The sequence below is a fragment of the Lacisediminihabitans sp. FW035 genome (assembly GCF_054880895.1).
In genome coordinates, this window is sequence record NZ_CM142187.1 from 2,145,146 (window position 1) to 2,166,065 (window position 20,920).

The 20,920-nt window shown below is 66.2% G+C and carries 25 protein-coding genes; 14 read left to right on the forward strand and 11 right to left on the reverse strand.

Features of this window, described 5'->3' with window-relative positions:
* Positions 1-37: 37 nt before the first annotated feature.
* Together lnt and ACVXZ4_RS10225 are read left to right on the forward strand one after the other, a co-directional pair.
* A complete protein-coding gene (gene lnt / locus ACVXZ4_RS10220) occupies positions 38-1,615 on the forward strand; it encodes an apolipoprotein N-acyltransferase (RefSeq protein ID WP_461794743.1) in 1,578 nt (525 codons plus the stop codon).
* Positions 1,608-2,354, forward strand: coding sequence for a polyprenol monophosphomannose synthase (locus ACVXZ4_RS10225; RefSeq protein WP_461794744.1), 747 nt, complete (start codon positions 1,608-1,610; stop codon positions 2,352-2,354). The genes lnt and ACVXZ4_RS10225 overlap by 8 nt, the downstream gene beginning before the upstream one ends.
* A gap of 323 nt (positions 2,355-2,677) precedes the next feature.
* Here ACVXZ4_RS10225 and ACVXZ4_RS10230 read toward each other — a convergent pair whose 3' ends face one another.
* From ACVXZ4_RS10230 to ACVXZ4_RS10245, 4 genes are all read right to left on the reverse strand, one after another.
* Positions 2,678-3,043, reverse strand: a complete 366-nt coding sequence (locus tag ACVXZ4_RS10230) for an RNA polymerase-binding protein RbpA (protein ID WP_185203708.1) — start codon at positions 3,041-3,043, stop codon at positions 2,678-2,680.
* Between the two features lie 94 nt (positions 3,044-3,137).
* The gene (locus ACVXZ4_RS10235; RefSeq protein WP_461794745.1) at positions 3,138-3,929 is read right to left on the reverse strand and encodes a glycerophosphodiester phosphodiesterase family protein; all 792 of its coding nucleotides are present in this window, start codon (positions 3,927-3,929) and stop codon (positions 3,138-3,140) included.
* Between the two features lie 123 nt (positions 3,930-4,052).
* Positions 4,053-5,057, reverse strand: a complete 1,005-nt coding sequence (locus tag ACVXZ4_RS10240; protein ID WP_461794746.1) for an SPFH domain-containing protein — start codon at positions 5,055-5,057, stop codon at positions 4,053-4,055.
* Positions 5,054-5,530, reverse strand: a complete 477-nt coding sequence (locus tag ACVXZ4_RS10245) for an NfeD family protein (RefSeq protein ID WP_461794747.1) — start codon at positions 5,528-5,530, stop codon at positions 5,054-5,056. The genes ACVXZ4_RS10240 and ACVXZ4_RS10245 overlap by 4 nt, the downstream gene beginning before the upstream one ends.
* Positions 5,531-5,658: 128 nt before the next feature.
* On the opposite strand from ACVXZ4_RS10245, the gene ACVXZ4_RS10250 reads away from it, so the two are divergent.
* From ACVXZ4_RS10250 to ACVXZ4_RS10265, 4 genes are read left to right on the forward strand one after another with little or no spacing between them, the layout of a single operon-like run.
* On the forward strand, positions 5,659-6,423 hold the full coding sequence (locus tag ACVXZ4_RS10250) for an SDR family oxidoreductase (RefSeq protein WP_461794748.1): 765 nt from the start codon (positions 5,659-5,661) through the stop codon (positions 6,421-6,423).
* Positions 6,424-6,468: 45 nt separating this feature from the next.
* Entirely contained in the window at positions 6,469-8,472 is a 2,004-nt protein-coding gene (locus tag ACVXZ4_RS10255; RefSeq protein ID WP_461794749.1) for a S9 family peptidase, read from the forward strand.
* The gene (locus ACVXZ4_RS10260; protein ID WP_461794750.1) at positions 8,473-8,952 is read left to right on the forward strand and encodes an NUDIX hydrolase; all 480 of its coding nucleotides are present in this window, start codon (positions 8,473-8,475) and stop codon (positions 8,950-8,952) included. It abuts the gene before it with no gap.
* On the forward strand, positions 8,949-9,434 hold the full coding sequence (locus ACVXZ4_RS10265) for a heme-degrading domain-containing protein (protein WP_461794751.1): 486 nt from the start codon (positions 8,949-8,951) through the stop codon (positions 9,432-9,434). The genes ACVXZ4_RS10260 and ACVXZ4_RS10265 overlap by 4 nt, the downstream gene beginning before the upstream one ends.
* A 34-nt stretch (positions 9,435-9,468) precedes the next feature.
* Here the strand turns inward: ACVXZ4_RS10265 and ACVXZ4_RS10270 are convergent, their stop codons facing one another.
* Entirely contained in the window at positions 9,469-9,609 is a 141-nt protein-coding gene (locus ACVXZ4_RS10270; protein ID WP_461794752.1) for a hypothetical protein, read from the reverse strand.
* Between the two features lie 198 nt (positions 9,610-9,807).
* Here ACVXZ4_RS10270 and ACVXZ4_RS10275 point away from each other — a divergent pair, with 198 nt between their 5' ends.
* From ACVXZ4_RS10275 to ACVXZ4_RS10285, 3 genes are read left to right on the forward strand one after another with little or no spacing between them, the layout of a single operon-like run.
* Complete coding sequence (locus ACVXZ4_RS10275) at positions 9,808-10,188, forward strand: helix-turn-helix transcriptional regulator (RefSeq protein WP_461797957.1); 381 nt, start codon at positions 9,808-9,810, stop codon at positions 10,186-10,188.
* A gap of 5 nt (positions 10,189-10,193) precedes the next feature.
* Positions 10,194-10,604, forward strand: a complete 411-nt coding sequence (locus ACVXZ4_RS10280) for a VOC family protein (protein WP_461794753.1) — start codon at positions 10,194-10,196, stop codon at positions 10,602-10,604.
* 55 nt (positions 10,605-10,659) lie between these two features.
* Positions 10,660-13,047, forward strand: a complete 2,388-nt coding sequence (locus ACVXZ4_RS10285) for an ATP-binding cassette domain-containing protein (protein ID WP_461794754.1) — start codon at positions 10,660-10,662, stop codon at positions 13,045-13,047.
* Between the two features lie 148 nt (positions 13,048-13,195).
* Here the strand turns inward: ACVXZ4_RS10285 and ACVXZ4_RS10290 are convergent, their stop codons facing one another.
* From ACVXZ4_RS10290 to ACVXZ4_RS10300, 3 genes are all read right to left on the reverse strand, one after another.
* Positions 13,196-13,483, reverse strand: coding sequence for a DUF1905 domain-containing protein (locus ACVXZ4_RS10290; RefSeq protein ID WP_461794755.1), 288 nt, complete (start codon positions 13,481-13,483; stop codon positions 13,196-13,198).
* 295 nt (positions 13,484-13,778) lie between these two features.
* A complete protein-coding gene (locus tag ACVXZ4_RS10295; protein WP_461794756.1) occupies positions 13,779-14,132 on the reverse strand; it encodes a type II toxin-antitoxin system VapC family toxin in 354 nt (117 codons plus the stop codon).
* 29 nt (positions 14,133-14,161) lie between these two features.
* On the reverse strand, positions 14,162-14,428 hold the full coding sequence (locus ACVXZ4_RS10300) for a type II toxin-antitoxin system Phd/YefM family antitoxin (protein WP_461794757.1): 267 nt from the start codon (positions 14,426-14,428) through the stop codon (positions 14,162-14,164).
* A 339-nt stretch (positions 14,429-14,767) separates the two neighbouring features.
* Here ACVXZ4_RS10300 and ACVXZ4_RS10305 point away from each other — a divergent pair, with 339 nt between their 5' ends.
* The 3 genes from ACVXZ4_RS10305 (at position 14,768) to ACVXZ4_RS10315 (ending at position 16,884) form a co-directional block, all read left to right on the forward strand.
* Positions 14,768-15,124, forward strand: a complete 357-nt coding sequence (locus tag ACVXZ4_RS10305) for a YciI family protein (RefSeq protein WP_461794758.1) — start codon at positions 14,768-14,770, stop codon at positions 15,122-15,124.
* Between the two features lie 141 nt (positions 15,125-15,265).
* A complete protein-coding gene (locus ACVXZ4_RS10310; protein WP_461794759.1) occupies positions 15,266-15,616 on the forward strand; it encodes a YciI family protein in 351 nt (116 codons plus the stop codon).
* 14 nt (positions 15,617-15,630) lie between these two features.
* Positions 15,631-16,884: an RNA polymerase sigma factor gene (locus ACVXZ4_RS10315; RefSeq protein ID WP_461794760.1), complete on the forward strand. Its 1,254-nt coding sequence runs from the start codon at positions 15,631-15,633 to the stop codon at positions 16,882-16,884.
* 410 nt (positions 16,885-17,294) lie between these two features.
* On the opposite strand, the gene ACVXZ4_RS10320 is transcribed toward ACVXZ4_RS10315, so the two are convergent.
* A complete protein-coding gene (locus tag ACVXZ4_RS10320; RefSeq protein ID WP_461794761.1) occupies positions 17,295-18,056 on the reverse strand; it encodes an SDR family NAD(P)-dependent oxidoreductase in 762 nt (253 codons plus the stop codon).
* Between the two features lie 84 nt (positions 18,057-18,140).
* On the opposite strand from ACVXZ4_RS10320, the gene ACVXZ4_RS10325 reads away from it, so the two are divergent.
* The gene (locus ACVXZ4_RS10325; protein WP_461794762.1) at positions 18,141-18,788 is read left to right on the forward strand and encodes a TetR family transcriptional regulator; all 648 of its coding nucleotides are present in this window, start codon (positions 18,141-18,143) and stop codon (positions 18,786-18,788) included.
* Between the two features lie 80 nt (positions 18,789-18,868).
* Here ACVXZ4_RS10325 and ACVXZ4_RS10330 read toward each other — a convergent pair whose 3' ends face one another.
* Entirely contained in the window at positions 18,869-19,216 is a 348-nt protein-coding gene (locus ACVXZ4_RS10330) for a hypothetical protein (protein ID WP_461794763.1), read from the reverse strand.
* 75 nt (positions 19,217-19,291) lie between these two features.
* On the opposite strand from ACVXZ4_RS10330, the gene ACVXZ4_RS10335 reads away from it, so the two are divergent.
* On the forward strand, positions 19,292-19,900 hold the full coding sequence (locus ACVXZ4_RS10335) for a DUF3887 domain-containing protein (RefSeq protein WP_461794764.1): 609 nt from the start codon (positions 19,292-19,294) through the stop codon (positions 19,898-19,900).
* 94 nt (positions 19,901-19,994) lie between these two features.
* Here ACVXZ4_RS10335 and ACVXZ4_RS10340 read toward each other — a convergent pair whose 3' ends face one another.
* On the reverse strand, positions 19,995-20,819 hold the full coding sequence (locus tag ACVXZ4_RS10340) for an alpha/beta fold hydrolase (protein ID WP_461794765.1): 825 nt from the start codon (positions 20,817-20,819) through the stop codon (positions 19,995-19,997).
* Positions 20,820-20,920: the final 101 nt, after the last annotated feature.

Below are 20,920 nucleotides of genomic sequence, written 5' to 3' on the forward strand. Positions count from 1 at the left end.
GGCCATCGACATAGCCGGCTCCATTTAGGCTTGTCGGGTGCGTCCGAGCCTCCCGCCCCGCCCGGGGGTCGTCCCCGGCTGGCTCTCGCGCCCGCTTCCGCTCACCGCCGCCATACTCGTCGCGGCACTCTCCGGCTTCGCGAACGCCGCGGCGTTCCCCGCCCTCGGCTGGTGGCCACTCATCTTCATCGGCACGGCCCTGATGTTCTGGTCGTTGTACGGCCGCCGGCCGGGGTCGGCGCTGCTGGTGGGATTCGTCGGCGGATTCGCGTTCTTCGGCAATCACATCGTCTGGCTCACCGTGTATCTCGGGCCGGTGCCGTGGCTCGCCCTCGCCGGACTCGAATCCGTGTTCTTCGCCCTCGGCTGCGTGCTGATGGCGCTGGCCTGGCGGCACGTGCCGCGGGTGTGGTCGGGGCCAGGGGCCCAGCTGATCGGCCTCCCCGCCGTGCTGGCCGGGCTGTGGCTGCTGCGTGAGGCGATCACCAGCGTCTGGCCCTACGGCGGCTTCTCCTGGGGCCGCCTGGCCTTCTCCCAGTCCGACAGCACCTTCGCCCCGCTGGTGGCCTGGCTCGGCATCTCCGGGGTCAGCTTCGTCATCGCCTTCCTCAGCGCCATGCTGTTGCAGGCCGTGCGCACGGTCCGCGTCCGCTGGACCACCCGCGGGATGCTCGCGGCCACAGCCTTCCTCATCGCCGCGCTGTTCCCGGCCTGGCCGGTGCTGACCTCTGGGAGTATCCGGGTCGCGGCGGTGCAAGGAAACTCGAACTCGGGACTGTTCGCCCAGATCCAGCCGGGTGACAGCCTCGACGACCACCTGCAGGCCACCGTGCCGATCCTCGGCAAGAAGGTGGACGTGATCGTCTGGCCGGAGAACGCCTCCGACATCGACCCACTCACGAACGAACAGGCGGCCCAGACCCTCGACTTCGTGTCCGAGAAGATGGGGGCCCCGCTCGTCACGGGCACCATCACCGAGAACTCGAAGGGCCAGACCTTCAACAGTCTGCTGCTCTGGGAGAACGGCAAGGGATCGGTCGCCCAGTACGACAAGATCCACCCGGTGCCGTTCGCCGAATACCTGCCCGACCGGTCGTTCTGGTACCCGCTGGCGCCGAAGCTCTTCGACATGGTGCCCCGCGATTACACCTTCGGCACGCGCTCGAATGTCTTCGACATCAACGGGGCCATGGCGGGGCTCGCCATCTGCTTCGATATCGTGGACGATGGCATCATCCACCAGATGATCGACGGGGGAGCGCAGTTCATCCTCGCGCCCACCAACAACGCCGACTTCGGGCACTCCGACGAGAGTGTGCAGCAGGTCGCCATCGCTCGGTTGCGCGCGATCGAGACGGGTCGCAGTCTCGTCAACGACTCGACCGTGGGGGTGAGCGCCATGTTCGCCCCCGACGGCAGCGTGATCGCGAAGCTGCCCACCTTCACCAGGGGGGCGATGGTCGAGACCATCCCGCTCAGCACGACGATCACCCCCGCGATGTTCGCCGGACGCCAGATCGAGTGGATCCTCGCGGGGTTCGGGCTCGCGAGCCTGCTCGTGGGTCTGCTGCTCGCCCCGCGACGGGGCGGAAGGGGCCGGGGGCCACGTGGCTGAGACCCTCATCGTGCTTCCGACCTACAACGAGATCGAGAGCCTCGAGTCTGTACTCGGCCGCATCCGGCAAAGCGTGCCCCAGGCCGATGTCCTGATCGTGGACGACTCGAGTCCGGATGGTACGGGTGCGCTCGCCGACCGGCTCGCGGCCGCTGATCCCGGAATCGCCGTTCTTCATCGTCCGGCGAAGGACGGCCTCGGTCGCGCCTATCTCGCCGGATTCGGGCGGGCGCTCGAGCAGGGTTACCGGTACGTCGTGGAGATCGACGCCGACGGGTCGCACGATCCCTCGGAACTGCCGGCGATGCTCGGCCTCGCGGCCGGGGGAGCGGACCTCGTCATCGGGTCTCGCTGGGTGCGCGGGGGTTCGGTGCGCAACTGGCCCTGGATCCGCCAGGCGATCTCGCGCGCCGGCAATGCCTACTCCCGCGCGATGTTGCGGTCGGGCATCCACGACATCACGGCGGGTTTCCGGGTGTATCGAACAGAGGCACTGCGTTCGCTCGACCTCACCGCCGTGTCGTCCCAGGGGTACTGTTTCCAGGTCGAGTTGGCCTGGAGGCTCGAGCGGGCCGGGATGCGCGTGGTCGAGCATCCGATCGTCTTCATCGAGCGGGCTGCCGGCCGGTCGAAGATGCACTTAGGCATCGTCGTCGAGGCTTTGCTGCGGGTGACCCGCTGGGGGATCTTCGGGCTGCCGACTCCGCAGGCCACGCCTTCGGCATCCCCGACCGACTAGAGCGGGTCAAGGCAGCGCAGGTCGAGGCAGCGCGGGTCAAGGCAGGGCGGGTCGAGCAACCGTGAAGCGAATCACGACGCCCGGACGCCACTCGATCGGCCGAGCCGCGAGGGTCGGCCTCCGGCCCGTTCGCGAATCAGGACCTTCGACGAACCTCCGGCGTGTCCCGCTGCGACACGCCGCCGCATCCGCGCCACTCCTGATCCGTGAACAGGACGCGGGGCACGCTTTACCGCGGGGAGAGGGGAGTGACGGTGACGCGACCCAGAAAAATAGCCGATCACCGCGCGAGCGGCGACCGGCTAGGTCTCGGTTATCGGGCTCTAAGCGCCGATCTTGTGCTGTCCCTTGCGGGCACGAAGGAAGTCGAGGCGCTCCTGCAGGAGTTCTTCGAGCTCGGCGCGTGTGCGACGCTCCAGGAGCATGTCCCAGTGGGTGCGCGGAATCTTCGCGTCGGAAGGCTCCGGCTCGACCTGCACGCCGTCCTCACCGAGGAGTCGACCCTCCTGGCCGCTCTTGGGGGACTCCCACACCGTGGGGATCTCCGCGTCGGACGAGAAGGTGACCTCGAAAGTGGAGCCGTCGGCGGCCTGGTAAGTACTCTTCTTCCGCGGGGAGAAGGTGACGCCTTCTTCACTCTGGAGACTCTGGGATCCGAGTCTCATTCCGCGCAAACTGCGATCCGCCATTGTGTGGTCCTCTCTCGCGATGCAATCACCAGTTATAAACCCACAAGCTGGACGTAACCTTTCCGTCACGCGGCGATTCCAGCGAACTCACAGGCTACTCCCTGCTGCGCATGCTTGCTTCCACGACCCCGATTGCGAGGTCCGCCCGGTCGGTGACCAGTCCGTCGACGCCGAGGTCGAGGAGGCGGCGCATGTCGTCGGGATCGTTCACCGTCCAGACGTGCACCTCGACTCCCGCGCGCTTGAGGAGCCGCACCGAGCGGCGGGAGATCACGCGCACCCCCCGTAGCCGTTCGGGCACCTGCACCGCCTGGACGTCACGGAGCACGCGACGTGCGAGCGGCACGAGCCCGAGCTTCACCGCGAACAGGGCTGCGGCGAAGGGCACAGCGGATGCCGAGGTCGCCACCCCCGGCAGCGCGCCGACCGCACGCAAGCGGCGTCGATTGTCGAAGGAGGTCACGAGGACCCTGCCGACCGCCTCTGCCCGGAGGATCGCGTCAACGGCCGGCGCGACGACGGCGTCTGACTTCAGGTCGATGTTGAATCGCGCCTCGGGAAAGGCCTGCAGCGCCTCTTCGAGGCTCGCGTAGGTCTGGCCGTGCCCGAGGTCGATCGTGCGAAGCTCGTCGAAGTCGAGCTCGTCGACGCGAGCCGTGATTCCCGCCGTGCGAGCGAGGTCGGCATCGTGGCTGATCACCGCGACGCCGTCCGCCGATGCGTGCACGTCGGTCTCGAGGTGGGTCACGCCGATCGCGAGTGCGGCGAGAAATGCGAGCAGGGTGTTCTCCGGGGCATCCGTCGCCAGGCCCCGGTGCGCGAGGATGCGGGGGAGAGGGCCCGCGAAGAAACCCTCGCCGGCCCCGGTCTCCCTCAGATCAGCCATGGCGCCCTCATCTCCCGACCGGTGGCATGCCCCAGCCCCACGACTTGCACTCTTGTGTGGCATCGCAACCTGCGACACCCGCAAAACAGTGCAACTCGCGGTATCTGCTCGTGAACGGGTTTCTCAGGAAGCGGGCGGAGTGGCGGAAGCCGGCGGGGTGGGTGCTGTACTCGGCACGGCCGGGGCCGCCGGAGCGGCAGGCGGCGTCGTTGCGGCATGCCCTGGGGTGTAGCTGCCGAGGTTGGAACCGAAGCCAGCCGTGATGCTCTTGATCGCCTCGGTGAGCTCCGACGGGATGATCCAGAGCTTGTTCGAGTCTCCCTCGGCGATCTTGGGCAGCATCTGCAGATACTGGTACGCCAGAAGTTTGCTGTCGGGGTCTCCTGCGTGGATGGCTCCGAAGACAGTGGTGATGGCCTGCCCTTCACCCTCGGCTCGCAGCACCTGTGCCTTGGCCCAGCCCTCCGCCTCGAGGATCGCGGCCTGCCGGGAGCCTTCGGCCTGCAGGATCGCGGCTTGCTTGGTGCCCTCCGCGGTGAGGATCTGCGCGCGACGGTCTCGCTCGGCGCGCATCTGCTTCTCCATCGAGTCCTGGATGGAGAGCGGCGGGTCGATCGCCTTGAGCTCGACCCGTCCGACGCGCACGCCCCACTTGCCGGTGGCCTCGTCGAGCACGATGCGCAGCTGACCGTTGATGTTGTCGCGGCTGGTCAGGGCTTCCTCGAGGTTGAGGCTACCGACGACGTTACGCAGGGTGGTGGTGGTCAGCTGCTCGACGGCACCGAGATAGTTGGCGATCTCGTAGGTCGCGGCGCGGGCATCCGTCACCTGGAAGTAGACGACGGTGTCGATGGAGACCACGAGGTTGTCTTCGGTGATCACCGGCTGGGGCGGAAACGACACGACCTGCTCACGCATGTCGATGAGCGGCCGCACCCGGTCGATGAACGGCACCAGGATGTTGAGGCCAGGCATGAGCGTCTTATGGTACTTACCGAGGCGCTCGACGACGCCGGCACGGGCCTGGGGGATGATCTTCACCGCCCGGAACAGGATGGTCAAGACGAAGATCGCGACGATGATGATCACGATCACCAGGATGATCTGGCCGAATAGCGCGGTGGTCACAGTGCTGTCCCTTCTGCGGGGACCACTATCGCGGTCGCCCCTTCGATCGCCGTTACGACGACACGTTCCCCGGTATCGACCGGTCGATCAGTGGCGGCCTGGGAGAGGCGGGCCGTCCAGGTCTCGCCGTTCGCGAGCTTCACGTGGCCCTGGCCGTCGACGAACGGAGTCGTCACCGTTCCTCCGGTGCCGAGCAGGGCTGCGACGTTGGTGGGGGTCTGGTCGGCTCCCCGGCCGAGCGAACGTTTTATCGCGGGGCGCAGGACGAACAAGAGGAGGAGGGCGAGCACTCCTGCCACCAGGATCTGTGCCCAGAACGGCCCACCGACCAAGTCCGTGGCCAGGCCGCCGACACATCCGCCGGCGAGCATCAGGAACGTGAAATCGACGGTGAGCACCTCGACGATCACGAATAGGAGCAGAAGGCCCACCCAGAAGATCCAGGCGTACATCGTGAGAAAATCAGCGATCATCCGGCTGCATCCTTTGCGACTCGTGTGCTTCGAAACTAGCACCAGCACCCGGGAATCCGCCTGATCTTGCTATTCTCGTGACCCGTGGCGACGCACCGCGCCCGCCCGGAGAATCCAGGAGCATCCCCGTGACAAACCCCCTCGCCATCGGCTCTCTCGATGGGCTCCGCGCCCTCGTCACCGGGTCTTCCCGCGGCATCGGTGCGGACACTGCGACCTACCTCGCCGAGGCCGGTGCGAGTGTCGTGATCAACTTCCGCAACAAGGAAGCCCGCGCCACAAAACTCGTCGACAAGATCGTCGCGGCCGGCGGATCCGCCATCGCTATCGGTGCGGACCTCACCGACCCCGCCTCCGTCGCCGGAATGTTCGACACGATCGAGCGCGAATGGGGCGGCCTCGACATCCTCGTGATGAACGCCTCCGGCGGCATGGAGTCGGGCATGGCGGAGGACTACGCCATGCAGCTCAACCGCGACGCCCAGGTGACGCTGTTGAACACCGCGCTTCCTCTGCTCGCGCCGGGGTCCCGCGTGGTCTTCGTGACCAGTCACCAGGCCCACTTCATTCACTCGACTCCGACAATGCCCGAATACCTGCCCGTTGCGCTCAGTAAGCGAGCCGGCGAGGATGCGCTGCTCGAGATGATCCCGATCCTGGATGCCGCGGGCATCGGCTTCGTCGTCGTCTCCGGCGACATGATCGAGGGCACCATCACGGCGACTCTTCTCGAACGGGCGAACCCCGGCGCGATAAGCGCGCGCAAGGATTCCGCGGGCCGCCTCTACAACGTGAGCGAGTTCGCAGCGGAGATCGCCGCCGCCGCGGTGGAACCGATCCCCGAGGATCACACCCGGCTCGTCGGGGACGTCAGCGACTTCGGCACCGCCTGACTCCTGCGGTGCCGCTCGCGGCCGCGGTGGATAGCATGGGAGGTGATGAAGCCCTCAGATCTTCCCCTGCTGTCCAGCGTCTCCCGCCCCACGATCCATCCGGATGGCACGCGTGCCGTCACCGCCGTCTCCCGGCCGGATCTCGACGCGGACCGCGTCGTCGGCCAGCTGTGGAGCGTGATGCTCGACGGCTCCGGTGCCCGGCGGATCTCGCGGGGGGTGAGCGATTCCGCCCCCCGATTCTCGCCGGACGGCTCTCTGCTCGCCTTCGAGCGATCGCCCGGTGACGGGCCCGGCCAGTTGCACATCATGGCCGCCGACGGCGGCGAGGCCCTTCAACTCACCGACCAGAAACTCGGAGTCGCGACCTGGCGGTGGTCACCGGACTCCCGGTCGATCGCCTTCACTGCCGCGGTCGCCGATGACGGGCGTTACGGCACCGTCGCGAATCTCGGCCCGGGAGCCGAACCGCCGCGGCGCATCACGACCCTCAAGTACCGCTCCAACGGGTTCGGCTACACGACGGATCGGCGCCGCCACGTGTTCATCATCGAGGTGCCGGGGGTGGATGACGAGCCCCGCTACGCGACGGCTCCCTCGGCGAAGGACCCGAAGCCGGAGACATCCGTCACCGTGCCGGAGCCGAGGCGACTGACGGAGGGCGACTTCGACCACGGGGACCTCGCCTTCTCGCCCGACGGCTCCACGATAGCCGTGGTCTCCGCGCGTCATCCGGAACGCGATCTCGACCTGGCCAACAACGTGTTCGAGCTCGACCTCACCACCGACGGGATGCCCGAGGCGGTGCAGGTCACCGGCCACCACCGTCGTTACGGCATCTCGAATATCGAGTACGGACCGGGCGGAGAACTCTGGTTCGTGGGCGGAGACCTCGGCGAGGACGGCGTCGATTTCGTCGGCCGCGGAGACCAACTCTGGGTGCAGGACGCCACGGGCGAGGCGGCGCGGCTGCTCACGGATTCCCTCACCGTCGACCTCGACGGCGAGCTCACCGTCACCGGGGACGGAGCCCTCGTGCACGCACTCGACCGCGGACGGGTGCACCTGCTGCGAATCGGCCTCGACGGCTCCGCGGTGCCCCTCATCACCGGGGATGTCGAAATCCACAGCACGGACTCTCTCGGTGGAACGACGGTCGTCGGCTACACGGCCCCCGCCACGATGGGAGAAATCGGCCTCGTCACGGCTCAGGGTCTCGAGCCCCTCACAGACTTCTCGGCCGCGCTTCGAGGCGCCGGAGTCACCCCGCTCGAGGAGCTGACGGTCCCCACCCGTGACGGCGAAGAGGTGCACGGGTGGGTGCTCACGCCGGTCGACCAGGAAGAACCGCATCCGGTGCTGCTGGTGATCCATGGTGGCCCCTTCACCCAGTGGGGCGTCTCGTTCTTCGACGAGGCGCAGGTCTATGTCGAGGCGGGCTACGCGGTGGTGATGTGCAACCCGCGCGGCTCGGCCGGCTACGGGGAGGCGCACGGGCGCGCCATCCGTCACCGGATGGGCACGGTGGATTTCACCGACGTGATCGACTTCCTCGAGGGCGCCCTCGCCCGGCATCCGATGTTCGACCGGAACCGAGTGGGGGTGATGGGTGGTTCCTACGGCGGCTACCTCACCGCCTGGACCATCGCCAACGACCACCGGTTCGCCGGGGCGATCGTGGAGCGCGGCTACCTCGACCCCGAGGGCTTCGTCGGTACTTCCGACATCGGCTCCTTCTTCAGCGACGAGTACACCGGCACCGATCCACAGCGGATGCGCGAGCAGAGCCCCCAGGCACTGGTCGGCCAGGTGACGACCCCCACCCTCGTGATCCACTCGGAGGACGACCTTCGCTGCCCGCTTTCACAGGGGGAGCGCTACTACGCGGCGCTGAAACGCAATGGTGTCGAGACGGAGTTGCTCATCTTCCCCGGCGAGAACCACGAACTGAGTCGGAGCGGACGCCCGCGTCATCGTCTCGAGCGCTTCGAGGCCGTGCTGGACTGGTGGGCACGGCACCTGCCATCCGCGGTGAACCTGCGGGTCTAGATGCAGAATCGACATCGCCTCACTTCTCGAGTCCTGGTCTTCGACGAGCAGGACCGTTTCCTGCTGTACTACACCGTCGGATCGGTGCCTGCCGAGCAGACCCGGTGGATCACCCCCGGTGGGGGAGTGGAGCCGGGGGAGACCCATGCCGAGGGGGCACGTCGTGAGCTCTTCGAAGAGACCGGGCTCGACATCCCCGACCTCGGCGAGCCAGTGTGGGGGCAGGACTTCGTGCCGGACTACGCCGGGGGAGACCACGACACCGGTCACGCCGAGTACTACGTGGTGCGTACCTCCACCTTCGAGCCGTCGCGAGAGAATTGGACGGCCGAGGAGCGCCTCGACGTGCTCGAGACCCGCTGGTGGACGCTCGACGAGCTCGCCTCCACGACCGAGCCGTTCCGTCCTCCCGAACTGATCGACCTCATCCGCCGCCAGCTCGCCCCCGACGCTCACATTCGACTGAAAGGCTCACCATGACCGAAGACACCGCCGGCCTGATCGCCGAGATCGAAGCGCAGGAAGAGCGCCTCGTCTTCACCCGGTTCAGCAATGCCGACGCCTGGGAACTCGGATGCCTCCTTGTCGAGCTCGGCACGGAACGGAACCATCCCATCACCATCGACATCCGCCGCGGCGACCAGCAGCTCTTCCATGCGGCGCTTGCCGGCACCGCGACCGACAACGACCAGTGGATCGAGCGGAAGGTGCGCACGGTGCGCAGGTTCGGCAACAGCTCGTTCCTCGTCGGGCTGCGTCATCGCGCCACCGGCACTCCCTTCGAGGCCCGCGAGTGGAACGACACCTTCCTCTTCGCCGCGCACGGTGGATCGTTCCCCGTCAACATCCGCGACTCCGGCCTCATCGGCACCGTCACGGTGTCGGGGCTCGCGCAGCTCGCGGATCACCGGCTCGTGGTCGAGGCCATCGAGCGGTTCCTGGGGCTCGAGACTCAGCAGTAGCCGTCGGGCGTTCTCACGCCCTCGATCGACAGTGTCAGCTCTGCAGGAACCCCGGGATGAGGGTCGGCGAGAAGGCGACGACGATGCCGATGACCGCCACTACGACCACGAGCGCGGCCATGATGGCCAGAATCGCAATACCGGCGTACAGGACCAGCGAGAAGAACGATGACATGGTTCCAGTATCCCTGATCCGGCTGGATGTGACGGGCCGCCACCACGGGCCATTGACCCCGATCCGGGCGCGTCGTTGACTCTCCCCGGTACCGGCGCGGAAACTGGACGGGTGCAGGACACCCCTCCCTCCCTCGGCGAGATCGCCAGCGCTCAGCGCCTTGACACCCTCCGCCGGCTCCGTCGCGTCCGCGATCGAATGGACCGCGAATACGCGCTGCCGCTGGATGTCGAGGCGCTCGCCCGGGACGCGCACCTGTCGCCCGGTCACCTGAGCCGCGAATTCCGGCTCGCCTACGGCGAATCTCCGTACAGCTATCTGATGACCCGGCGGATCGAACGTGCGATGGGCCTTCTGCGTCGGGGCGACCTCAGCGTCACCGAGGTCTGCTTCGCGGTCGGATGTTCGTCGCTCGGCACCTTCAGCACTCGTTTCACCGAGTTGGTGGGGATCCCTCCGAGCATCTACCGCAGGGACGCGGCGCGGGAAGCCGCCGGAATGCCGTCGTGCGTGGTCAAACAGGTGACTCGACCGATCAGGAATCGAGAAGCGCGGGTCTGGGACGCAAAGCTAGAGTGACGCCCATGAACATCACCATCCACTGGACGTTCCTGCCTCACACCGATCCGGATGCCTCACTCGCGTTCTACCGCGACGCGCTCGGCTTCGAGGTGCGCAACGACGTCGGTTATGGAGGCATGCGCTGGATCACGGTCGGTCCGGTCGGCCAGCCGGAAACCTCCATCGTGTTGGAGCCACCGGCCGCCGATCCGGGGATCACCGAGGGGGAGCGGCGCATGATCACCGAGATGATGGCCAAGGGCACCTATGTGCGCCTCGTGTTGGCGACGGACGACCTCGACGGCGTCTTCGATCGGCTGCAGGCGAGCGGCGCGGAGGTCGTGCAGGAGCTGACCGAACAGAGCTACGGCATCCGCGACTGTGCGTTCCGCGATCCCGCCGGTAACCTGATCCGCATCAACGAGGTGCGCTGAGCAGACCCTCGATAGCGATCCGCCGCCCCACGACACGATGACAGAGGACGACACGATGGCCCTGGCCACCAGCCCGAATGACCGGTCGGCCGAGGCGCACGGTGCCGACAGCCACGATCTGATCCGCGTGCACGGGGCACGCGTGAACAACCTCAGGGACGTGAGCGTCGAGATCCCGAAGCGCCGGCTCACGGTGTTCACCGGCGTGTCGGGATCCGGAAAGAGCTCCCTGGTGTTCGGCACCATCGCCGCAGAGTCGCAGCGCATGATCAATGAGACCTACAGCGCATTCCTCCAGGGATTCATGCCGACGCTCGCCCGGCCGGAGGTCGATCTGATGGAGGGCCTGACCACGGCGATCATCGTGGACCAGGAGCGCATGGGCGCCAACTCCCGGTCGACGGTGGGCACCGCCACCGATGCCAATGCGATGCTCCGGATCGTCTTCAGTCGGCTCGGGCAGCCGCACATCGGCTCGCCTCAGGCCTTCGCGTTCAACGTGCCGTCCGTCAGCGGAGCGGGAGCGGTCACCATCGAACGTGGAGGCCGCTCGGTCAAAGAGCGGCGGAGCTTCACGGTGACCGGCGGCATGTGCCCACGTTGTGAGGGCATGGGTTCGGTGAGCGATATCGACCTGACGCAGTTGTACGACGACTCCAAGTCGCTGGCCGGGGGAGCGATGACGATCCCCGGGTACACGGCGGATGGCTGGGGGGTGCGCATCTTCACCGGGTCCGGTTTCCTCGATCCCGACAAGGCGATCCGCGACTACACGAAGAAGGAGCTGAACGACTTCCTTCACCACGAACCGACCAAGGTCAAGGTCGGGGACATCAACATGACCTACGAGGGGCTCATCCCCAAGGTGCAGAAGTCCTTCCTCTCCAAGGACCGCGAGGCGATGCAGCCCCACATCCGGGCCTTCGTCGACCGGGCCGTCACCTTCGCGACCTGCCCGGAATGTGGCGGAACCCGACTCAACGAGGGCGCCCGCTCCTCGCGGGTCGCCGGGCTCAACATCGCCGAGGCCTGCGCGATGCAGATCAGCGACCTCGCCGGATGGGTGCGCGGCATCACGGAGCCATCGGTGGCGCCGCTGCTGGCCGGGCTTTCTCAGACCCTCGACTCCTTCGTGGAGATCGGGCTCGGCTATCTCTCGCTCGACCGGCCGGCGGGCACGCTGTCCGGGGGAGAGGCGCAGCGCACCAAGATGATCCGGCACCTCGGGTCGTCTCTCACCGACGTCACCTACGTCTTCGACGAACCCTCGATCGGGCTCCATCCCCACGACATCGAGCACATGAACGCACTACTGCTGCAGTTGCGTGACAAGGGGAACACTGTCCTCGTGGTGGAACACAAGCCGGAGATGATCGCGATCGCCGATCACGTCGTCGACATCGGCCCCGGGGCAGGCACGGCCGGGGGCACGATCTGCTTCGAAGGCACCGTCGAGGGACTGCGGGCAAGCGGCACGCTCACCGGCCGTCATCTCGACGACCGGCGCACAGTCAAGGACACGGTGCGTGTTCCCACGGGCGCCCTCCAGATCCGCGGGGCGACGTCCCACAACCTGCAGGGCGTGGATGTCGACATCCCGCTCGGCGTACTCGTCGTCATCACCGGGGTGGCCGGTTCCGGCAAGAGCTCGCTGGTGCACGGCTCGCTGCCCGCCGGAGCCGGCGTGGTGTCGGTCGACCAGGGCGCGATCCGTGGCTCCCGACGCAGCAATCCGGCCACCTACACCGGGCTGCTCGACCCGATCCGCGCGGCATTCGCGAAGGCGAACGGCGTGAAACCGGCCCTGTTCAGCGCCAACTCCGAGGGCGCCTGCCCCAATTGCAACGGCGCGGGAGTCATCTTCACCGACCTGGGCATGATGGCGGGCGTCACCACCACCTGTGAGGTGTGTGAGGGCAAGCGGTTCGACGCCTCCGTGCTGGACTATCACCTCGGCGGCCTCGACATCAGCGAGGTTCTCGCGCTGTCGGTCGCCGCCGCCGAACAGTTCTTCGCCTCCGGAGCGGCGAGCACGCCGGCCGCCCACGCCATCCTGCGACGGCTCGTCGACGTCGGGCTCGGATATCTCAGCCTGGGCCAGCCGCTCACCACGTTGTCCGGGGGCGAGCGCCAACGGCTCAAACTCGCCATCCACATGGCAGAGAAAGGCGAGGTCTACATCCTCGACGAGCCGACCACCGGCCTCCATCTCGCTGACGTCGAGCAATTGCTCGGCCTCCTCGATCGCCTGGTCGATTCCGGCAAGTCGGTGATCGTCGTCGAGCATCACCAGGCGGTCATGGCGCACGCCGATTGGATCATCGACCTGGGACCCGGAGCCGGTCACGACGGCGGCCGCGTCGTCTTCGAGGGCACGCCGGCCGACGTCGTCGCTGCTCGCTCGACACTCACCGGCGTGCATCTCGCGGCGTACGTCGGCTGAACGATCGGTGCCTGCTGACCCCTCTTCGACTGTTCCGCGGTTGCTGATAATGTACATTATGTCAACAGGACAACGCGCCACGCGCGGTCTTCGGTCGTAGTGTGAACTGATGGGGCACACCCGCTCCCCCCGATGTGACCGCCGACTGTCAGTTCAGTCGCTGGGTAAGATTCACGACGATCGACTGGCCGTCTGTCTTGCCGATCTTCTCTCGGATCTTGGCCGTGACGGGAAGCTTGTGGGTTCCGTCGCCGAGTGCCATGAACGATCCTCGAAATGGTTCGCCGTCGATGGTGCCGGTCACTTTGACGAGGCCTCGGGTGCCGAAGATCAATGCCGAGTCAGGAAGTTGAACGCACGTCCAGGAGTCTCCCTCGCGCACTTTGCCGAGGGTCGCGGTGAAGGTGATATCTAGAGGGGTCGGTTCAGCGGTCACAGTCGTTTCCTTTCTTGGAGCGCGTGTGTGTCACAGGAAGAGGCCGGTTGCTACTCCGATGACGATGAGCTTCACCACCCAGTCGAGCAAGTGAACGCCCAGCTACTCACCGGCGAATCGTCCCCACCCGTCGATCACCGCACGCTCTCAGCAGCCGTGGACCTCTTCATCGCCGGCTATCGACCTTGATTCGGCACTTTCGGTGTGAAAACGGATAACGGTCTTCACCAGTAGAAGTTGCGCCAAGCGCGCTTGCTTCGACCGGGGCGAAGAACTGGCTGCGACTTCCTCTCCGCTAAGCCGGCGCGATCACGCGCACGCCGGCCGCGGCTGCAGCCTGGCTCAGCTCATTGTCATAGCTGACCATCTCGTCCACACCCAGCCGAAGTGCTGTCGCCAGGTGGATCGCGTCGTTCGACCGCAGCGGCGCATGCGTGCCCGCTGCCATTAGGTCGCCCCTCGTGAGATCCACCAAATCTATTGCATCTAACACCGTGGTGACGGCCTCGATCGTAATGACGGCCGGGTTCCTGCCAGTGGCGCAATGTAGTTCTGTATGCAGGAGCCAGGATGCTGCGAGCCGGCGGTCCGAGCCAGTGAGCTCGCGCAGCAGTGCTTCAGACTCAGGCTCCTCAACAAGCAGCTTCATCGCTGCTGAAGTGTCCAAGTAGGCAGTCCTCACCATGGGCCCCTGCTGTCATCGACCAGCTCACCGGAGGTCATCGGCGAGACCACACGCTTGATCGACGACAGCGCTGCCAAGCTCGTGTGAGCCGGACGCGCCTCCCCACGGGCGATAAGTCCATCCAACGCGTTGCCCCCCAGCGGGACGATGATCGCGGTGGGACGCCCGTTGTTGCTCACCTGCACCGACTCCCCCGCAGCGACTCGCCGCAGGATCTCGCCGCTGCGATTTCGCATTTCACGGTGCGTTACCATTTCCATGTAGCACAGCGTAGCACGCGTTCACGGTCAGCCGGTGGCGGGGGGCCCAGAGTGAAGACGGATAACGGTCTTGCCAACTATGTGAGGGCGGAATTCTCAACGAATCTGAGTGCCGGCTTGCGTAGCGAATCTCCTCATCCCGATCTGGCGGTCCTGGCTTACCTCGGTCGAGTTCCCTGGGCGGTAACCCTTCAGCGACTCCGCCACGCATGACGGCGGCGGCGCTGGAAAGATTCTGAAGAAATCTGGGCCTGGCCGTCGATTTGGAGGCGAGGTGTTCGCTGTCACTATGACGGAGCCGGACAGTCCGGCCCGCGACCCAGCGCAGGAGGCACTTCCATGACCCAGTATGCGATCCTCATCTACGAAGACCCGGCCTATTACGAGACCATGCCGCCCGAGGGGTGGGGCGCGGTGGTCGAGGCCCACAACACCTTCACCGCGAAGGTCTCCGAGCTCGGTGGGACCTTGACGGGCGGGGGCGCGCTCGCGCCCGTGAGGACGGCGACCACAATCACAGAAGGCACGGTGACGGACGGTCCGTTCGTCCCGAGCAATGAAGCCTTGCTCGGGTACTACACCATCGAGGCGCGCGACCTCGACCACGCCGTCGAGATCGCCACGCTGTGCCCGGCCACTGGCGGCGGTGTCGAGGTTCGCGCGCTGGTGGACCCGACGGTGACGAATCCGTTCTGATCGCTCTCAGCCATCCTCACCCGGGCAGCCATCTTCAACACGCTCTCGCTCTTCTGACTCGGATTCCGCGGTTCGTGTCGAATTCGGGCTTGCCCGTTCGCTGTAGGGATGAAACGGTTCTCATAACGAAAGGACACGACCGTGAAGTACGTCATCATGTTCACAACCACGCCCGAACTCGACGCAGCGGTGTCGCCTGAGCACGCCGAGCAGGTCTATGGCCGCACCTACGACTGGTTCGGCGCGCACAGCGAGGTGATGACCGAGTCTGGCGCCCAGCTGCAGCCGGTCACCACTGCGACCACGGTCAGCCACGGCGGCGACGCACCGGTGGTGGCCGACGGGCCGTTCTCGGAGGCGAAGGAGGTCATCGGCGGATTCCAGGTGATCGACGTGCCCGACCTCGACGCGGCGATTGCCGTCGTAAAGACCTGGCCGCTGCTCGAGCTGCCCGGCGTTGCGGTCGAGATCCGCCCGATCATCGTCTACTAAAGCAACATCGAGCCGTGAACGAAACGGATGCCGCGGCAGCGGAGTCAGGCCGCGCACACGCCGCGGCATCCGATCTACTCCTCGCGAGGGTGATCCGCGAGGAGTCCGCGCGGATCGTCGCGGCGCTCACAGGCTGGATTGGGAGCCTCGACCTTGCAGAGGAGTCGGTAGCCGAGGCGATCGAGGAGGCCGTACGCCAGTGGCGCACCCGCGGGGTGCCTCCCAATCCCGGCGCATGGCTGACGCAGGCGGCCCGCCACAACGCCCTCGACCGCCTGCGGCGCGAGAAGCGGTACCGCGAGAAGCTGGCTTTGCTCACCGAGCCGACCGAAGCCGCACCACGCACCGGCACCGGCGAGCCCGACGAGCGTCTGCCGCTCCTGTTCGGCTGCTGTCACCCCGCTGTCTCGCCGGACGCGCAGCTCGCTCTGACGCTCCGAGCGATCTGCGGCCTCACGACCGCGCAGATCGCGCGTGCCACCCTGGCCCCGGAATCAACGGTCGCGCAGCGGATCGTGCGGGCCAAGCGAAAGATCGGTGCCGCCGGCATCCCCCTGCGGATCCCCGAGGGATCCGAGCGGGCCGCGCGTCTGGATATCGTCCTGACCGTCATCTCCGTGATGTACAGCGAGGCCCACCTGGTCGCAGGCGGAGACGCGGCCGCGGACCGCGACCTCGCCGACGACGCCCTGTGGCTCGCGCGCGTCGTCGCACACGAACTGCCGCGCGAGGCGGAGGCGCAGGGGCTGCTCGCATTGCTGCTGTTCCACCGAGCACGCGAGAGGGCACGCGCCGTCGATGGAGAGCTCATCCTTCTCGCCGATCAGGACCGGGCGCGCTGGGATCACCGACTGATCGCCGAGGCGCAGGCCGTGCTCGAGAAGGCGGCGATGCTCCGAAGCCCGGGCCGCTGGCAGCTGCACGCGGCGATCGCCGCATGCCACTCCGACACGCGCGACGGCAGCGACACCGACTGGCTACAGGTGCTCACGCTCTACGGCATGCTGCTGGCGTACGACCGCTCGCCGGTCGTGCGGCTGAACCGCGCTGTGGCGCTCGCTGAAGTCGACGGACCGCAGGCGGCACTGGATGAGGTGGATTCGCTGCGACGCGCACTCACGGGATACCACCTCTGGCACGCCGTGCGCGCGCGGATGCTCCGGCACCTCGGGCGCCGGGACGAAGCGATGGCCGAGGACCTGTGCGCCCTGGAACTCACGGCGAACGACGCCGAGCGGCGCCTGCTGGAGGCGCGGGTCGATCGCTGAGGCGGGAAGCGCCTGACGGGTGGCCGGGCACCGTAAGTGTGAAAACGGATGACGGTCTTCACCAGCAGAAGATGCTCCAAGGGTGCTTCAATTCGACGTCGAGATCGATGTCAACACCCTGTCGGGAACTGCCGCCGCGGGCGTGTTCCTCAGAAGCAAAGTCATCGGGAAAAGAAGGCTCGCCGATCCTTCGAGTGGCAAACGGCCCGCATCCTCACCAGGGAAACACGACGTCCCCCAACAACCGCCCGGGTAATGAGCACATCCGGTCGCATCGTTAGCCTCCACGAAGCAATACGCGTCTGAGAAGCCGCTCCGGCCGGGGTGGCAGTCCAAAGCCACAACTTCACAGACCACCCGTTTCGGTGACGCCTCGCTGCACAACCGACCGCGCGCTCTTGGCGGGCGGGCTACCAGGGCACGCGCGTGCCGTCCCAGGACCAGAGGCCACCGGTCGGGGCTTCGTCGGGCAGGAGCGCGAGGCGGATCGCGCCGACCGCGGCCTCACCTGGGTCCCCGCCGACGGTCATTCCCGCAATGAGGTTGGTCGCGCGGAGTCCTGGCGCCAGGGCATTGACTTTGAAATGGTCCCCTAGCGCCTGAGCGGTGAGGAGAGTGACGGCGTTGACAGCGGTCTTCGAGCTTCGGTAGGCGAGCCCTCCCCCTCGCACTCGTGCCCAATCGAATTGCGGGTTGGGGCCGCCGCTCCACTCAAGAGATCCCGTACCACTGGAAATGTTGACGATTCTGGGGTGCGCGGATCTGCGCAGGACGGGAAGGAACGTCTGGGTCACAGCGATGAGTCCGAAGACGTTCGTCTCGTAGGCGCGGCGCAACTGCTCGAGCGGGGTGCCGACAATGTCTTCGCCACCCGGATTGATGCCGGCGTTGTTGATGAGGATGTCGAGTTCGTCGATGTGCTCCGCTGCTGCGGCGATCGAGCTCGCATCGGTCACATCGAGCTGCACCGCATGCGCACCTTCACCGAGTGCCTCAGCGGCCCGGTGTCCCCTCTCCAGGTTGCGCGCGCCGACCCGCACAGTGAAGCCGTCTCCAAGCAACTGCTTCGCGATGGCGAATCCGATGCCGCTGTTTGCACCGGTCACCAGCGCAACGCCTCCTGTCGCAAATGGACTCGCACCCTCGGGAAGCCGCTCCACTTCGCCTGCCATGAAATCTCCTAACTCCAACGATATGGTTGGAATGCTAGACCCGATCGATCTCATATCCAACTCGAACGTTGGTAGATTGGGAGTATGGCGTGGGATACGGAGGGCACACGGCGCAAATTGCGGGACGCGGCCCTCGTCGAATTCGCAGCCGAAGGATTCGCCGGCACCACAATCGGGGCAATCGCGGCACGTGCCGGGGTCAACAAGGAGCGGCTATACAGCTACTTCGGCGACAAGCGCGCACTGTGGGACCTGGTGCTCGCCACCGAGCTTGAGCGCCTTGCCTCCTCGGTGCGTCTGACGGGCGCAGGGTTGGACGACATCGGCGAATTCGCTGGCGCGACTTTCGACTATCACGCCGCGCACCCTGAGCTCGGTCGCCTGCTGCAGTGGGAAGGCCTGCAAGACGGTCCGCCCGCCGACTCCATCGGACGCGCAAGGCACTATCGCGAGAAGGTGGATCGTTTCGCTGCCGCCCAGAGAGACGGACTCCTTGATCCCGCGCTCAACCCGGCCCACCTCGTATTTGCCCTCATCGCCCTCGCCGCCTGGTGGCAGACCGTGCCGCAACTCGCAGAAATGATCACCGGAGCCGCATCAGACGACGACTATGAGCGAGCGCGTCGCCGTGTGTTCGTGGTCGAGGCCGCGCGACGACTGGCAGCGCCGACCTCTGGTGCCTCCGCCGTGGGTAAGGCATCGGAGACAGCCCTGATCTCGAAATCGGAGTGAAAACGGCTTACGGTCTTCACCAGTGGAAGTCACGGTTGGTGGCGCCGAGGGTCATAACGAGAAGCAGCCGATCCGGGTCGTCACGGCGTGACCGGTATGGTAGCCGCGACGCCCTCTGGGTCGTCGCATCCGACAATCAGTTGGTCATAGTCGCTTTTCTCCAGACGCACCCGGACACCGCGTGGATGGCCATGATGAACCACCACGAAAGCCCTGGCGCTCTTCCAGCGAATGGTTCCCACGACGAGTACGCCAGGTATCCCTGTTCCTGTTCGGATACCGTGGAACGCATCGAGCGCATCCTCGAGGATCTCGACCTCCCGCACCGAGGACAGAGGCACCCGAATGTCTTCGTGAATCGCCTCAATCTTCTCGGCGCCGGTGAGCTCCAGGATCAACTCGTCTCCGTGAACCGTGAACATCGCCACGTGGCACCAATACCTTTCGAATAGATGTCAACAGTGTTTTACACATTACCGTGAATGTCAAGGTATGCTTTACAGATGGATTCTGTTGCTGAGGTAGCCCGTCGGCTCCACCGCGAGGTCGGCGGCATCCTCGCGTCGCCTGTCACCAGCTCCGAACGCACGCCGCTGGAGTCGGTGGGCGCGGCGATCCACGTGCAGGCCTTGGCTGCCGCACTGCTGGCCGCAACTGTCGAAAGCGCGCGGGCGGCGGGCTCCACGTGGCAGGAGATCGGAGATCTCCTCGGCGTCACACGCCAGGCGGCCTTTCAGAGATACGGCAAAGCAGTCGATCCACGAACAGGAGAAACCATGAACACCACACCGTTGCCGGAGGCGGCCACCCTGGCAGGAGCCGTCGTCGACGCTCTCTCCCTCGGGGACTGGGATGCCGTCGTCGCACAGTTCGACGCCCAGATGCGTGACCGACTAACCGACGAGGCCCTCGCAGCAGCGTGGGCCCACATCATCGGACTCGCCGGAACCTATCACCGGCGGGGAGAACCTGAAGCAACCCGTGCCGCCGACATCACTGTCACCAACACGCCGCTCGCTTTCGAAGCTGGTGACTTCACTGCCCGTGTCTCTTTCCGCGACGACCGGACGATCGCGGGGCTTTTCATTCTGCCCGCGGGGGGCGTGAACTGACGCCGGCAGGTGCCAGAGGCCGGGTACCGCTCCCCCGGGCACCTCTTCGTGCGAACAGGGATGACGGTCTCCACCTGGCCAACGCGTTGTGAGATCACTGGTCCATGAACGACCTGATCACTGATTCCAGTCGGTCTCTGCCTGGACCGACCCAGAAGATGTGGCTCGGTGAATCGAGCTCGACCAGAACGGCGTTGGGCATATTCGCCGCAAAATCCTGCGCGTGTGCGAAAGAAACTCCCCGGTCGTGCGGTGAGCCTGTCACCAAGGTCGGACACTCGACTCGAGACATCACCTCGCGCCGTGCTGCGGCGTCTCTGGCGAGCCCGCGACGGAGATCATTGGTGAACCCAGAATCCGAATTCATGCTGCGGAACAGTGCTCGCAACTCCGACCTGTCCGTCGCGTCGAAATCCTTCCACCAATCGTCTACGGGAAGTTTCGAGAGCCGGGCAATCACGCGTCTCAGTCCCGCGTCTGTGCGAACCAGTCGCCGCACGAGTTTCCACACGAGCCCGTGCAGCGCTGGCGAGAACAGTACCCCGCCTCCGATCGCCTCCGCACGGGTATCTGGATAAGGCAGCGCAGACGGAGCGCAGCTGTGCAGAATCAGGCGGGGCACTCCGAGAGCCTTCTCTGCGGCAACGTGCACAGCTTGCATGCCTCCGAACGACACTCCGACTGCGGCGGCGATTGTGGAGATGTCGAGTTGCTCGCACACTTCACCGACCTGCGACACGAACGCCTCCGGGCTGAGTAGACCGACCCTCGTGCCGCCATAGCCCGGACGCGAGAACGAGATGAGGCCATGGCCGATCGCGGTATAGGGCTCCCATCCACAATCGCAGATAGCCGAGCAGTGACCGCCGGGGAAGAACAGCACCGGCGGGCGAGGACCCGGCAACAGCGCGATTTCCACCCACCCTGCGCTCGTGGAGATTGTCCGCGACTCCCTCATGCTGCCATTGTGTCAACATCCGGTTCGACCAACAGAGTGAAAACGGATCACTGGCTTCGCCA

What these genes read in the sequence shown, in the direction of transcription:
- ACVXZ4_RS10265 (WP_461794751.1), top strand. Translation starts at nt 8,949, where the DNA reads ATGACCGAAGACACCGCCGGCCTGATCGCCGAGATCGAAGCGCAGGAA.
- ACVXZ4_RS10245 (WP_461794747.1), bottom strand. Translation starts at nt 5,530, where the DNA reads ATGATCGCTGATTTTCTCACGATGTACGCCTGGATCTTCTGGGTGGGC.
- ACVXZ4_RS10300 (WP_461794757.1), bottom strand. Translation starts at nt 14,428, where the DNA reads ATGGAAATGGTAACGCACCGTGAAATGCGAAATCGCAGCGGCGAGATC.
- ACVXZ4_RS10285 (WP_461794754.1), top strand. Translation starts at nt 10,660, where the DNA reads ATGGCCCTGGCCACCAGCCCGAATGACCGGTCGGCCGAGGCGCACGGT.
- ACVXZ4_RS10295 (WP_461794756.1), bottom strand. Translation starts at nt 14,132, where the DNA reads ATGAAGCTGCTTGTTGAGGAGCCTGAGTCTGAAGCACTGCTGCGCGAG.
- ACVXZ4_RS10255 (WP_461794749.1), top strand. Translation starts at nt 6,469, where the DNA reads ATGAAGCCCTCAGATCTTCCCCTGCTGTCCAGCGTCTCCCGCCCCACG.
- ACVXZ4_RS10280 (WP_461794753.1), top strand. Translation starts at nt 10,194, where the DNA reads ATGAACATCACCATCCACTGGACGTTCCTGCCTCACACCGATCCGGAT.
- ACVXZ4_RS10230 (WP_185203708.1), bottom strand. Translation starts at nt 3,043, where the DNA reads ATGGCGGATCGCAGTTTGCGCGGAATGAGACTCGGATCCCAGAGTCTC.
- ACVXZ4_RS10235 (WP_461794745.1), bottom strand. Translation starts at nt 3,929, where the DNA reads ATGGCTGATCTGAGGGAGACCGGGGCCGGCGAGGGTTTCTTCGCGGGC.
- ACVXZ4_RS10260 (WP_461794750.1), top strand. Translation starts at nt 8,473, where the DNA reads ATGCAGAATCGACATCGCCTCACTTCTCGAGTCCTGGTCTTCGACGAG.
- ACVXZ4_RS10320 (WP_461794761.1), bottom strand. Translation starts at nt 18,056, where the DNA reads ATGGCAGGCGAAGTGGAGCGGCTTCCCGAGGGTGCGAGTCCATTTGCG.
- ACVXZ4_RS10335 (WP_461794764.1), top strand. Translation starts at nt 19,292, where the DNA reads ATGGATTCTGTTGCTGAGGTAGCCCGTCGGCTCCACCGCGAGGTCGGC.
- ACVXZ4_RS10270 (WP_461794752.1), bottom strand. Translation starts at nt 9,609, where the DNA reads ATGTCATCGTTCTTCTCGCTGGTCCTGTACGCCGGTATTGCGATTCTG.
- ACVXZ4_RS10325 (WP_461794762.1), top strand. Translation starts at nt 18,141, where the DNA reads ATGGCGTGGGATACGGAGGGCACACGGCGCAAATTGCGGGACGCGGCC.
- ACVXZ4_RS10275 (WP_461797957.1), top strand. Translation starts at nt 9,808, where the DNA reads ATGGACCGCGAATACGCGCTGCCGCTGGATGTCGAGGCGCTCGCCCGG.
- ACVXZ4_RS10305 (WP_461794758.1), top strand. Translation starts at nt 14,768, where the DNA reads ATGACCCAGTATGCGATCCTCATCTACGAAGACCCGGCCTATTACGAG.